Here is a 13,422-nt window from a genome sequence, read left to right on the forward strand (position 1 = left end):
AAATAACCTAAATCTATTTTAAAACCTAAAAAAAATTATTATTATGGCATTATTAAGTAAAAAAGCAATGAATTTCGCTTATGGTATGGGAGCGGCAGTGGTAATCGTTGGAGCATTGTTCAAGATTACTCACTTTGAAATTGGACCGCTAACAGGTACAGTTATGTTGTCAGTTGGTTTGGTGACTGAAGCATTAATCTTTGCTCTTTCTGCTTTTGAACCAGTTGAAGATGAGTTGGATTGGACTCTTGTGTATCCTGAATTGGCTAATGGTCAGGCTAAAAAGAAAGTTGATAAAGTTGAAACGCCATCTGATGCTCAGGGATTGTTGTCTCAAAAATTAGATGTAATGCTTAAAGAAGCTAAAATTGACGGAGAATTAATGTCAAGTTTAGGTAACAGTATCAAAAATTTCGAAGGAGCTGCAAAAGCAATTTCTCCAACTGTAGATTCTATAGCAGGTCAAAAGAAATATGCAGAAGAAATGTCTATGGCAGCTGCACAAATGGAATCATTAAACAGTTTATATAAAGTACAATTAGAAAGTGCTTCAAGAAATGCACAAGCAAACAGTGAAATTGCTGAAAACGCTTCTAAATTAAAAGAGCAAATGCAATCTATGACTGCAAATATTGCTTCTTTAAATAGTGTTTATGGTGGTATGCTTTCTGCAATGAGTAACAAAGGATAATTAGTTTTTGACTATTATATTAAATTTATTAATAAGAACTAATTAGAAAAAAATGGCAGGAGGAAAATTAACCCCTAGACAGAAGATGATTAACCTGATGTATCTGGTTTTCATCGCAATGTTAGCAATGAACGTATCAAAAGAAGTTATTTCAGCTTTTGGTTTGATGAATGAAAAATTTGAAGCAGCAAACACTTCTTCTATTACAACAAACGAAGGTTTAATATCATCTATAGATCAAAAAGCTTCTGAAGCAAAAGGAGAGTTTATCAAAGCTGCTGAAACAGCCCACAAAGTTGAAGCAATTTCAAAAGAATTTTTCGATTATATTGGAACCTTAAAAGCTCAATCGATCAAAGGTTTTGAAGTAGAAAAAGAAACTGGAAAATTGCCTTATGAGGCTATGGACAGAGGAGATAATATTGACGACTGGTTTACGGGAGACGGTTACACTAAAAAAGGTAATGAAATTATCGCTAAAATTGAAAAATATAAAGCAGATATGAAAGTTGCTTTGACTGATCCTAAAAATAAATATGGCAATATCATTGCAGAAATTGAAAAGAAATTTGACGTTTCTGAAGTAAAAAACAAAGACGGTATAAAAGAAAAATACTTAGCTTACCACTTCAAAGGTTTCCCCGCAATTGCAACAGCTGCAAAACTTTCAGCTTGGCAAAATGATGTTAAAAAGGCTGAAACGGATGTTTATAACAGTGCTTTAGGAAAAGCTGCAGTTGCTGCTGCTTCTTATAGCAACTACCAAGCGATCGTTGTTTTAGATAAAAATGCTTACTTCCAAGGAGAAAAAGTAACAGGTAAGGTAGTTTTAGGTCGTTACGACGAAAATACAAAACCAACTTCATTCCAAGGTCCGGGGCAAATCGTTAACGGACAAGCTGTTATCTCATTAACTGCTGGAGGTGTAGGTGAACAGGATATTAATGGTCAGTTTACATTCTTAGAAGATGGAAAAAACATTCCACTTAAATTTGCAGGTAAATATGTTGTAGTTCCCAGACCAAATTCTGCTACAATCTCTGCAGATAAAATGAATGTTGTTTACAGAGGAGTTGTAAACCCAATTTCTGTTTCATTTGCTGGTGTTGATGCTAATAAAATTGTTGCAAGTGCACCAGGTTTAAATTCTGCAGGAAAACCAGGTAAATATAACATGAGTCCGGGTTCAGGAACAGAAACTACAATTTCTGTTACTGGAACATTACCAAACGGAGACAAAGTAACTGATAAGAAAACGTTCAGAATCAAGGGTATTCCTGGCCCAACAGGAACAATTAGGGGAGAAACAGGTGTTGTTAAAGGACCTAAATCTAACTTAGAAATTGCTTCTATTGGTGCTAAGTTAGAAGATTTCGATTTTGAAGTTGGTTTAGATGTTGTTGGATTTAATATGAAAATTGCTGGTCAGCCTACAGTTGTTGTAAGTGGTAACAGATTAAATGCACAATGTAAATCGGTTCTTGCTAAAGCAGGTAGAGGAGATCAGGTTACTATTTCTGAAATTAAAACTAAACTTGTTGGAGCCGGTAGTTATTTATTACCAAGAACTGCTCCGGTAATTTACGAAATACAATAATAAAGTAGGTCAAACTACGTTCAATATCTTATAATGATATCATGATGAAAGTAAGAAATTTTTTAATAGCTATTGTTTCTATCGCGGGAGCGTTTGCTTCAAATGCACAATCAAATTTGCTTAATGCAAAAACACCTGATCAGATAGGACTTAAAACTCCTGCACAGCTTATCTCAGACAATGACAAGCCTTTGGCTTATGGCTACGTAGATGATAGAGATGTATTAATGGGAAAGACTACTTGGGAAATTATTGATTTGAATGAAAAAATCAATTTTCCTTTATATTTTCCGGTAGATACAGCTAATATTGGTTCTGATAGACGTTCTCTTTATGACGTTTTGACGAAGGCTATGAAAAATGGCAAAATAACTGAAGTTTATGCTGATAGTTATTTTAATACTAAAAAATCTTTGAAAGACATCGAAGGATCATTGTCGCGTATTGATACTACAGATGCAGGTAGGGAACTAATTAACCAATATCCGGATGATTACCGAAGCCATGTTGTTAAGAAAAAAGTTGTTACTGGTACTGGTAAAAAGAAAGTTGTTACTTATGTTGATGAAGTAGTTGGTGCCACAAGAACGGTCCCTGCTGAATACATCTTGAAACAGGATCTTACTGCTGCAGATGTTTCTCAATATAAAATAAAAGGATATTGGTACTTTGACAAGCGCCAAAGTGAGTTGAAATATCGTTTACTTGGAATTTGCCCAATTACTCCTGATGTCTATACTATGAATAGTGATGAAAAGGATTATATTGAATTATTTTGGATATTTTTTCCAAACGCAAGAGCTGTTTTGCACGAAGCAAAAGCTTTTAACGACAGTAATTCAGCACTTCCAATTTCATTTGATCAAATCCTTAATTCCAGACGTTTTAACGCTGTAGTGTATAAAGAAGAGAATATGTACGGAGATCGTGAGATTAAAGAATATATGAAAGACAATGCACAAAATCAGTTGTTAGAATCTGAAAGAGTAAAAGAGAAGATTCGTAATTTTGAACAGGATATGTGGAACTACTAAGTATCTGAATTATAAAATAAAAAAAACTCTTACTACCTTTGTAGTAAGAGTTTTTTTTATTTTATATCTATCCTTCCTAAAAATGTCCTGTATGAGATATTCATTTTGCATTTTAATTTGAAATTAGTTTAGGCTCTTTTTCTAAGTTGTATTAAAAAAATCATACACTGAACTCTTAATTTTATTTTGAAGGATTAATAAAAAATAAAGAATTTATTAATTTATTATAAATAATATTATGATGAGAAGAAATTTTTTATTAGTTATTGTTTTTATTTCCGGATTTCTGAATGTAATTGCACAATCTAATCTGTTGAATGCAAGAACAGCTGATCAAATTGGTAAAAAGTCAGCTGCACAGCTAATGTTAGATAATGATAAACCTTTAGCTTATGGATATGTTAATGACAGAGATATTTTGATGGGAAAAACTATTTGGGAGATTATAGATTTGAATCAAAAAATTAATTTTCCTTTATATTTTCCTGTCGATACTGCAAATATTGGTTCTGATAGGCGTTCTCTTTATGATGTATTGATAAAAGCTATCAAAAGAGGTCAAATAACAGAGGTTTATGCGGATAGTTATTTTAATACTAAAAAAACTATGAAAGATATTGAAAGTTCACTATCTCGTATTGATACTACAGATGCAGGTAAAGAGTTAATTAATCAATATCCCGATGATTACAGGACTCATGTTGTTAAGAAAAAAGTAATTACGGGTACCGGTAAAAAGAAGGTAGTTACTTATATTGATGAGACTGTTGAACCAACTAGAACTGTTCCAGAAGAATATATTCTAAAGCAAGAACTTACCGCTGCTGATGTTTCACAGTATAAAATAAAAGGATATTGGTATTTTGATAAGCGGGAGAGTGAACTTAAATACCGTTTAATTGGAATTTGCCCTGTTACACCTGATGTTTATACAATGAATAGTGAGGAGAAAGATTATATAGAGTTATTCTGGGTTTTTTTTCCAGACGCGAGAGATGTTCTACATGAAGCAAAAGCTTTTAATGATAAAAATTCGGCAGCTCCCATTTCATTTGACCAGATTCTAAATTCTAGACATTTTAATTCGGTTATTTATAAAGAAGAAAATATATATGGAGATCGTGAAATAAAAGATTATATAAAAGATAATGCTCTATATCAATTATTAGAATCTGAAAGGATTAAAGAGAAAATTCGCAATTTTGAACAAGATATGTGGAGCTACTAATTTGCTATACCTAATTTTTATATAAACTCTTACTACATTTGTGCTAAGATTTAAAGAGATATTTCATGTTAGATTATATTATTATCGGTTCTGGATTGGCTGGGATTTCATTTGCTGAAGTTGCACTTAAAAATAATAAATCCATTTTAGTGATTGATGATAAATCTAAGGTATCATCCATAGTGGCTGGGGGATTGTATAATCCTGTGATTTTAAAGCGATTTAGTGAAGTCTGGAACGCTGAAGAACAGTTAGTTTTAATGGAAGAATTTTACAATCAAATTGAAACCAAGTTACAGGTAAAAGTCAATTTTAAACTGCCTATCTTAAGAAAGTTTTTCTCAATTGAAGAACAAAATAATTGGTTTTCAGCTTCTGATAAGCCTCTTTTATCACCGTTTCTTTCGACTAAATTAATCTTCAAAAAGTATTTCGGAATTGATTCTCCTTTTGATTATGGTGAAGTTTTGAATACTGGCTATGTTGATACGGCTCTTTTATTAGATAAATATCAGGAATACTTGATTGGACAAGAACAGTTACTTCAGGAATCTTTTCAATATGATAAATTAATTACAAATAATGATTTTGTTCAATATAAGGATTTCCAAGCTCGAAATGTAATTTTTGCAGAAGGGTTTGGTATGCATTCCAATCCTTTTTTCCAGAATTTACCACTTGATGGAACGAAAGGAGAGCTTTTTATTATTAAAGCACCAGAACTTGCTTTAGATGTAATTGTTAATACTAGTGTTTTTATTTTGCCTTTGGGAAATAACTTATTTAAAGTTGGAGCAACTTACAATTGGAAAGATAAAACAGATACTGTAACGGAAGAAGGCAAAACAGAATTAGTTGAACGTATCAAGGAAATTCTGAATTGTGATTTCGAAGTTGTTTCCCATTTTGGAGGTGTACGGCCAACAGTACGTGACCGAAGACCAATAATTGGAACGCATTATGAACATGAGTCACTACACTTGCTAAATGGATTAGGTACGCGTGGTGTAATGCTTGGACCTGCAATGGCTAAGGATTTATTTGATTTTATAGAAAATAAAAAACCTTTAGATCCAGTAATTGACATTCAGCGATTTTATAAAAAAAGAAAATAGGATTATTTTTTTCCGGCGTATGGATCATAAGAAACGAACATATTGATGTAAATGTTTCTTGATAATCTTAAAATAAAAGGAAGCAGAAGAATTAAGGTTACAATTATAGATATAAAAGCGTAACCGATACTGGCTCCAAAAAACACAAATGACACAATAAAAGCTGCAATTCCTACAGCGACATTTAGTCCGTAACTTACATACATGGCACCATAAAAAAATGAAGGTTCTAATTGGTATTTCAATCCGCAATGACTACAATTTTCGTTCATTTTGAGAACTTTACTCAGATGAAGCGGATTTTTGTCTGAATACATGCTCTCATTTTGACATTTTGGACAACTTCCTGTTAAAATACTATTTAGTTTGGATCCTTTTTTTAACATTTGCAAAAAAATTAGTTTACTATTATTTCGGTAGTACAAATTTACAATTTTCATTCTCTGTTTGAGGTTCAAAAACTTGAAACTTTAGAGGTTAAATCATAATTTAATGCTTAATATACACAATCTTTCGGTTTCTTTTGGTGGAACATATTTATTTGAAGAAGTTACTTTTCGTTTAGGTGCGGGAGACCGCGTTGGTCTTGTTGGTAAAAACGGAGCTGGTAAATCGACAATGCTTAAAATGTTAGCAAGAGATTTTGCTCCTGATTCAGGAGTTATTTCTCAGGAGAAAGATATCAGAATGGGATTTTTACGTCAGGATATTGATTTTGAACGTGGGAGAACGGTATTAGAGGAAGCTTATGAGGCTTTTACTGAAATTAAGATTGTAGAAAAAAAATTAGAAGAAATAAATCATCTATTGGTTACCAGAACCGATTATGAAAGTGAAGAATACGGACAGATTATAGAAGATTTATCTGATTACACGCATCGTTTTGAGCTTCTTGGAGGTTATAATTATGTGGGAGATACCGAAAAAATTCTTTTAGGTCTTGGATTTAAAAGAGAAGTTTTCAATAACCAGACTGAAACATTTTCTGGAGGCTGGAGAATGCGTATCGAGCTTGCTAAACTATTATTGCAATCAAATGATGTATTGCTTCTGGATGAGCCAACCAACCACTTAGATATCGAAAGTATTATATGGCTTGAGAGTTTTCTTCGTAATTATCCGGGAGTAGTTGTAATTGTATCGCATGATAAAATGTTTTTGGATAATGTTACCAATCGTACTATTGAAATTTCTTTAGGAAAAGCATACGATTTCAACAAACCGTATTCTCAATATTTAGAGTTGCGTCATGAAATTCGTGAAAAGCAATTAGCAACTCAAAAGAACCAGGCTAAGAAAATTGAGGAAACAGAAAAACTAATCGAGAAATTCCGTGCAAAAGCTTCAAAAGCTTCGATGGCACAATCGTTGATTAAAAAATTAGATAAAGTAGAACGAATTGAAGTTGATGAAGACGACAATTCGGTAATGAATATTTCTTTTCCAGTTTCAAAAGAACCTGGAAGAGTAGTGGTTGAAGCAGAAAATGTTACGAAAGCATATGGTGATAAGACCATTTTAAAAGATATTAGTCTATTGGTGGAACGCGGAAGCAAAATTGCTTTTGTGGGGCAAAATGGTCAGGGTAAATCAACTTTCATCAAAGCTATAGTAAACGAATTTGAATACGGAGGAACTATTAAATTAGGTCATAATGTTCAATTAGGGTATTTTGCTCAAAATCAGGCTGAATATCTGGATGGTGAAATCACGTTACTTCAAACTATGGAAGATGCTGCAATGGATACGAACCGCTCTAAAGTTCGTGACATGTTAGGATCATTTTTGTTCCGGGGCGATGATGTAGAGAAAAAAGTAAAAGTACTTTCAGGGGGAGAGCGTAACCGTTTAGCACTTTGTAAATTATTATTACAGCCAATCAACGTTTTGCTAATGGATGAACCTACGAATCACCTGGATATCAAATCTAAGAATGTGTTGAAAGCAGCGCTTCAAAAATTTGGCGGAACTTTATTATTGGTATCTCACGACAGGGATTTTCTTCAGGGAATGTCAAATATCGTTTATGAATTCAAAGATCAGAAAATCAAAGAATATTTAGGTGATATCAATTATTTCTTAGAGCAGCGTAATCTTGAAAATATGCGTGAAGTCGAGAAAAAAGATGTTGCTAAAGCGGCTGCTCCAAAAGAGACAAATAAAACTTCATACGAAGATCAGAAAAAAGGTAAAGCATTACAAAACCGATTGAGTAAAGTGGAAAGTCAGATTAAACAATTAGAAAAAGACATTCAGCACGACGATAAAATGCTGGCTTCAAATTACGATAAACATATCGAAGATGCTTCTTTTTTTACAGCCTATAACAAAAAGAAAGCAGATCTTGATCAATTACTTTTAGATTGGGAAATTGTTCAGGAAGAGATTGACAATTTCAACGCTTAAGATATTTTTCAGGAGCTATTTCCAGCTTTTCGTTACAAGTCCTCACAAAAAAAACTATTTTTCTATACCATAAAACGAGCTTTCGCTGGTCGCTGTTTTCCGGCAAGAAAAATTAGTTTTTTTAGTTCCGGGCTTTTCTCTTAATCTGGGCTATGACAATCGGTTTCAATTGAAATTTAGGCAGCAGGTTTTAGTCAACAGTTTTCTATAAGCAAAATAAGATCAGTTTTATCCGTGTTTCAATCTACACAGTCTCATACACAAAGGTATTCACGTAGCAGATCATTTAATAAGCCCAATAGACTTAGAATGCATAATGGCCTGACTGCTGTCTTTAAAATAGCAAACAGAAACTTCTAGATTTTCTAAGTTTTTAAGAATTTTTTTTATTGTTTCTTTCTGGTATTTTCCGGTTTGTCTAATGTAAACTGCTTTTACTGTTACAGGAAAAATTTTGCAGATTTGTTCGTACAAAAACGGATCATGTTGAGAATCATCTCCCAATAGAACATACTTAAGATTTGGATAAAATTCTAAAACATGCTTTATTTTATCAAATTTATGATTGTGATTGCCTCTTCCGCTCATGAAAAAATCAGTAATGCCACGTTTAATGTCTTTAAGTAAAATAACAGCTCTTGGTAACTGATGTATTTTAGTGAATTTTACAATAAACCGATACAGATTCCATTCACTGCTTGAGATGTAAAAAAAAGCGTTTTGTTCGTCCTTATTGTTTCTTCCAGCCGAGCTCAAAGCTTGATAATGCGGAACAACATCTTTAAAAACTTTCCTGTCATTTACATTTTTAAACAAAAGAATGTATAATTTTTTAAAGAAATTATGTGTGTGGGAAATTAAAAAAGTGTCGTCAATATCAGAGATTATTCCAAGATTTCCTTTGTGCGGTCTAATAAAACTGCCTTTGCTAGTTATGATTTCTGTTTCGTGTTTTATGCTGACTTCATATTCTTTCCATCCAAAATTAAATTCTTTTTCAAGCGGAATACAAAATTTAAAATAACCGTCATTCAGTGTTTTAGTGTGTATTTCCTGTCCTCCAAGGTTAAGATAAACATCAAAATTTTTAAGAGTTCTTATCCTAAATTGATTCACAATTGAGCGCGCGTTCCTTAAGTTTTTCTTCTGAAAATCATAATCATAATTTCTTTTAAAAACATGTCCCATTACAATTAATTCTTCTTCATTAGCATAACCTCGATATAATTGTAGGATTGGTTTCATTAATTGTGTATTTTTATAGGAGACTGTAAATTAATTATTTTAATTGACTTTAAAAATAAAATTTTGAAAAAGAATATCATATTCGTTGTAAACCCTATTTCAGGAGATCTTGATAAATCAGATTTAATTGAGGCCGTTCAGGAGTTTGCAGCTACAAATCATTTTGATCTTGAAGTGTATGAAACTATAGGAGGAAGTGATGAAAAAGAAATACAATCGCTTTATAATCAATATTTGCCAGAACGAATTATAGTTGCCGGAGGAGATGGAACTATAAAAATGGTAGCGGAAGCAATGGAGCAATTCGATGTAATTATCGGAATTCTGCCTGCCGGTTCTGCAAACGGTTTATCTGTTGATTTGAATTTACCCACAACAATTGAAGAAAATCTTAAAATTGCTTTTTTACATCATTATATTGAGATGGATATGATTTGTATTAATGGTAAAAAAAGTATCCATTTGAGTGATATTGGCCTTAATGCAGATTTGGTTAAAAATTATGAAGCAAGTAATTTGCGGGGATTTTGGGGCTATGCCTTGCAGGCTTACACAACTTTGGTAGATTCTAATGAACCATTTGTTGCAACAATCACGGCAAATAAAAAAACGGTCGAGCATACTGCGAGAATGATTGTAATTGCCAATTCTCAAAAATACGGAACCGGTGTAACCATTAACCCGAATGGGGCTACGAATGATGGTAAATTTGAATTGGTTATCCTAAAAAACCTTGATTTATTACTGATTGGAAAAATTATTACAGGTAATATGCCAATTGATACTGATGATGTTGTAATTATTTCAACAGACAAGGCTACGATAGAAACAGATTATCCTGTTAGTTTTCAGATTGATGGAGAATATTGTGGCGCTCAGACTTCACTGGAAATTCACATTCTGCACAAACAATTAAAAATTGCGATTCCTTAAAAATTAGTTTTTATTTGAAAGGATTTCGTTCCTGCCAGTCAGTTTTGGGTTCCAGATAATTAAAAAAGCGGGCAATATTATGATTGATCAGAGTATTGCTATGCGTAATTAGCCCATACATTTTAAGCGGTTTTGCACCTACAGAACTTTTAATTTCAAGAGCAGTTCTTGCGAAAACAATTTTCTGAAACCCTTTTTTGATAGAATACCCAATCATGTCATATAACATGTTTAAATATAACATTTTTTCACGTTGGATATTTTCGTCATAGCCTAAAAAATAAGTATCCATGACATCTCCATTTTTTATTAAGGTATTAAAACCGATTAGTTTCTCCTCTAAAAAATAACCGTACAGCAAAAAATCATCTTTCATGATTTCCTTAAAAAAGCTAAAATGATTACGGGCTAAGAAAAAAGTATTGAAAGGGGCATTTTTGGCTACGTTAAAATATAAATCATAAATAACATCTTCATATCTTTTAATATCTGATAAAGACATTTTTTGTTTTTTGATTCCTTCAGATTTTTTTCGTGAACGTTTGTATTGATCGCGGTATTTTTTGGATAGCGCATCAATATAATCCTGTTCTGTTTTCCAATTTTGATTTATTTCAAAAATCATATTGGGCTGTGTCGAAAATGTATAATTGTTTTTAAATTCAGCTTGTAAGGGTTCAATTTCTTTTTCTGTAAAATCTTTTATGCTGGTTATATGAACTTTTCTTCCTATAGCTTTCAGATCTTTTTTAAGCTGATTAATTGCTTTATGAAGTGTTTTAATTGCTTTTGATTGCTTTATGTTTTTATCAAAAGCAAAGGCATTTTGTCCTGTTAGCATGTTGTTACCAACGAATAATACGTGAGAAGCGAAATTTTTAAGGGCAAAATTTCGAACAGAAGTTTTTAAACACTGATCGCGTTCTCCAAAGGATTCCAGTTTTTCTGCAAATAAAAATTGGGTTATAACAATTCCAACGAGTTTCTTTTCTTCAAAAATTCCAATAAAATGGCAAATCATGTTTACCGGACAAGAATTTTCTAGCACTTCAAGATATTTTTTGGTCAAAAAAATGTTGTCAATAGCCAGTGAATTCCATTCTGAAGGAACTAATGAAGCATTTTTATATATTTGAAAAGAATAATTTGTATTCAAGAGATTTGAGCTAATTTCTTCAAAATTAGATAATATTTAGGATAACTTACTTTCTTTAAGTTATTATTAAGAAAATCCGTTTGAATTCCGGCTCAAACGGATTTAATTTATGTTTTTATGCAAATGCGCAGATAATACCTCCCATAAAAGTTAAGCATACAGTCCAAAAACCGGCATGAATTAAGATGTATTTCCATGACTTTCTTTCGAAAAGTGCATTGATTCCAATCATTGGAAAAGCAAAAAACAAACCAGACATAAATCCGTGAAGAGCTCCGTGTTTAAAGGTGCGATATGCCATTCCGTAATCAGCCATAAATGCAGAAAAAGATGGTTTTGCACTGTCGATTAGTGGTGGTCCCCCTACCATTCCAACTGCGCCTGACTGGTGAATTGTTAAGGACATCAGTGTCATGGTGATCATCAATGAAAACAGATAGGTCAATCCAAAAATTTTGAGCATATTTCCGGATTTAAGCTGATCCTGAGTAAGGTTGTTTTCTCTCATCCAGATAGTTCCAAATACTTTTGGATTATACCAGATAAATCCAACTACAAGTGTTACTAATGCAGCAAGCAGCAAAGCAATAAAATTAATTTCCATGATTATAAAGGTTTTAAAATTAGTTGATTCAAATTTAATTAAAATTTCAGAGTGAAATAGGTTTTTGTTTTTGAGCTTTAAATCCCTATTAACTTATTAACACTTTGTTAACATTTCTTGCCCTGTAATTATTAAACCTATAATTTTGAAACCGAAATTATTTGTGTAATATGAGAAAAACAGCCTTTTTTTTATTAATGCTTTTTTTATCACGTTCAGCATTTGCAGATACGGTTTCTGATAAAGAGAAAGCTGCTCTTGTTAAAATATATCATGCAACAAATGGGGCAGAATGGAAAGTAAAATGGGATTTAGCATTATCAGTAACTACCTGGTTTGGAGTTGAGACAAATAATGGTAAAGTTGTTGGACTGAATTTATCGGATAATAATTTGAAAGGTGAATTATCTGATGAGTTTTCGGATCTTGTAAATTTAAAAATTATAGATTTTTCAAATAATAAAATATCAGGTGAATTACCTTCTAATATTGGAAGTTTACAGCATCTGGAAGTTTTTTCTCTTTTTAATAATGAGATAGAAGGTTCATTGCCAGCTTCCTTATATGAGATCTCGACTTTGAAAGTACTTCTTTTAAACAATAATAAATTATCAGGGAATCTGAGTAATAAAATAAGAAATTTCAATTCTTTAGAGAACCTAAGTCTATTTGATAATAGTTTTACAGGAGAAATTCCAAAGGATTTGGAAAATCTTCAGCATTTATCTGAAATGAATGTTTCCTATAATCAATTTGAAGGAACGGTATCCAAAAAAATTGCTTTATTGGATTCTCTAAATATGACAATGCTTGATAAAAATGGAAATCCTTTTTTATTAGAAATAAATACAGAAAAAGAAATTATGCAATAGTTACAGAAAATTAATCGTGCTTATGAATGAATTTTACTCGTGAAAAAAGTTGATTAAATATATTTAGTTAATTGTGAAAAACCGTAATTTATTGCGGTTTTTTTTATGTAAAAAATTAATATCTGGAATTTCAGCTTTTTGTTTTTTTTTCATAATTTTAAATACTGAAACAGCAAACTAATTTAAGTCAAAAATAAATAAATTTTTAACCTTTAATAATAAAGTCATGGTAATACATTATCAGGGTAAACAACACGGACATACTACTAAATTTACAATCAGAATAATTGGTAATAACCTTTCGAAAAGCAGCTCAAATTATCAATTGGATTTGTTGGCAGGAGATAATCAATTACCATTATTTACATCAGAAATACATCAAAGCTTATCAAATTGCCTGAAAGAAATTTACTTATTCAAAAAGTACAACGGAATCAGTTTTGATGCCTCTTCAGAAAAAATAGAAACACTATTGGTACCTTATGACAAGGTGCTGTACGATTATAATAAGTATGCTTTGTTTAGGGCTTAACTGGTAATG

The 13,422-nt window shown here is 31.9% G+C and carries 13 protein-coding genes; 9 read left to right on the plus strand and 4 right to left on the minus strand.

From position 1 onward, the window contains the following. Positions 1 to 43: 43 nt before the first annotated feature. From gldL to ACEN2I_RS03560, 5 genes are all read left to right on the plus strand, one after another. Positions 44 to 691 (plus strand): gliding motility protein GldL, encoded by a 648-nt coding sequence (gene gldL / locus ACEN2I_RS03540; RefSeq protein ID WP_441764742.1) that lies wholly within the window; start codon positions 44 to 46, stop codon positions 689 to 691. Between the two features lie 52 nt (positions 692 to 743). Beyond that, entirely contained in the window at positions 744 to 2,288 is a 1,545-nt protein-coding gene (gene gldM / locus ACEN2I_RS03545; protein WP_441764743.1) for a gliding motility protein GldM, read from the plus strand. A 44-nt stretch (positions 2,289 to 2,332) separates the two neighbouring features. Then, entirely contained in the window at positions 2,333 to 3,322 is a 990-nt protein-coding gene (gldN, locus tag ACEN2I_RS03550; RefSeq protein WP_441764936.1) for a gliding motility protein GldN, read from the plus strand. A gap of 238 nt (positions 3,323 to 3,560) precedes the next feature. Next, positions 3,561 to 4,550, plus strand: a complete 990-nt coding sequence (gene gldN, locus ACEN2I_RS03555; protein ID WP_441764744.1) for a gliding motility protein GldN — start codon at positions 3,561 to 3,563, stop codon at positions 4,548 to 4,550. A gap of 65 nt (positions 4,551 to 4,615) precedes the next feature. Next, a complete protein-coding gene (locus ACEN2I_RS03560) occupies positions 4,616 to 5,665 on the plus strand; it encodes an NAD(P)/FAD-dependent oxidoreductase (RefSeq protein WP_441764745.1) in 1,050 nt (349 codons plus the stop codon). A gap of 2 nt (positions 5,666 to 5,667) precedes the next feature. On the opposite strand, the gene ACEN2I_RS03565 is transcribed toward ACEN2I_RS03560, so the two are convergent. Beyond that, positions 5,668 to 6,051 (minus strand): DUF983 domain-containing protein, encoded by a 384-nt coding sequence (locus tag ACEN2I_RS03565; RefSeq protein ID WP_441764746.1) that lies wholly within the window; start codon positions 6,049 to 6,051, stop codon positions 5,668 to 5,670. 106 nt (positions 6,052 to 6,157) lie between these two features. Between ACEN2I_RS03565 and ACEN2I_RS03570 the strand changes: the two genes are divergently transcribed. Further along, a complete protein-coding gene (locus tag ACEN2I_RS03570; protein ID WP_441764747.1) occupies positions 6,158 to 8,071 on the plus strand; it encodes an ABC-F family ATP-binding cassette domain-containing protein in 1,914 nt (637 codons plus the stop codon). A gap of 282 nt (positions 8,072 to 8,353) precedes the next feature. Here ACEN2I_RS03570 and ACEN2I_RS03575 read toward each other — a convergent pair whose 3' ends face one another. Next, complete coding sequence (locus tag ACEN2I_RS03575; RefSeq protein WP_441764748.1) at positions 8,354 to 9,316, minus strand: App1 family protein; 963 nt, start codon at positions 9,314 to 9,316, stop codon at positions 8,354 to 8,356. 63 nt (positions 9,317 to 9,379) lie between these two features. On the opposite strand from ACEN2I_RS03575, the gene ACEN2I_RS03580 reads away from it, so the two are divergent. Further along, the gene (locus tag ACEN2I_RS03580; RefSeq protein WP_441764749.1) at positions 9,380 to 10,249 is read left to right on the plus strand and encodes a diacylglycerol/lipid kinase family protein; all 870 of its coding nucleotides are present in this window, start codon (positions 9,380 to 9,382) and stop codon (positions 10,247 to 10,249) included. Positions 10,250 to 10,259: 10 nt separating this feature from the next. On the opposite strand, the gene ACEN2I_RS03585 is transcribed toward ACEN2I_RS03580, so the two are convergent. Together ACEN2I_RS03585 and ACEN2I_RS03590 are read right to left on the minus strand one after the other, a co-directional pair. Continuing rightward, positions 10,260 to 11,405: a peptidogalycan biosysnthesis protein gene (locus ACEN2I_RS03585; protein ID WP_441764750.1), complete on the minus strand. Its 1,146-nt coding sequence runs from the start codon at positions 11,403 to 11,405 to the stop codon at positions 10,260 to 10,262. Positions 11,406 to 11,520: 115 nt separating this feature from the next. Beyond that, complete coding sequence (locus tag ACEN2I_RS03590; RefSeq protein ID WP_441764751.1) at positions 11,521 to 12,009, minus strand: DUF1761 domain-containing protein; 489 nt, start codon at positions 12,007 to 12,009, stop codon at positions 11,521 to 11,523. A gap of 170 nt (positions 12,010 to 12,179) precedes the next feature. On the opposite strand from ACEN2I_RS03590, the gene ACEN2I_RS03595 reads away from it, so the two are divergent. Together ACEN2I_RS03595 and ACEN2I_RS03600 are read left to right on the plus strand one after the other, a co-directional pair. Continuing rightward, positions 12,180 to 12,881, plus strand: coding sequence for a leucine-rich repeat domain-containing protein (locus tag ACEN2I_RS03595; RefSeq protein WP_441764752.1), 702 nt, complete (start codon positions 12,180 to 12,182; stop codon positions 12,879 to 12,881). 226 nt (positions 12,882 to 13,107) lie between these two features. Further along, positions 13,108 to 13,413, plus strand: a complete 306-nt coding sequence (locus ACEN2I_RS03600) for a hypothetical protein (protein ID WP_441764753.1) — start codon at positions 13,108 to 13,110, stop codon at positions 13,411 to 13,413. Positions 13,414 to 13,422: the final 9 nt, after the last annotated feature.

The organism is Flavobacterium sp. W22_SRS_FK3 (genome assembly GCF_052113665.1).
GTDB lineage: Bacteria > Bacteroidota > Bacteroidia > Flavobacteriales > Flavobacteriaceae > Flavobacterium.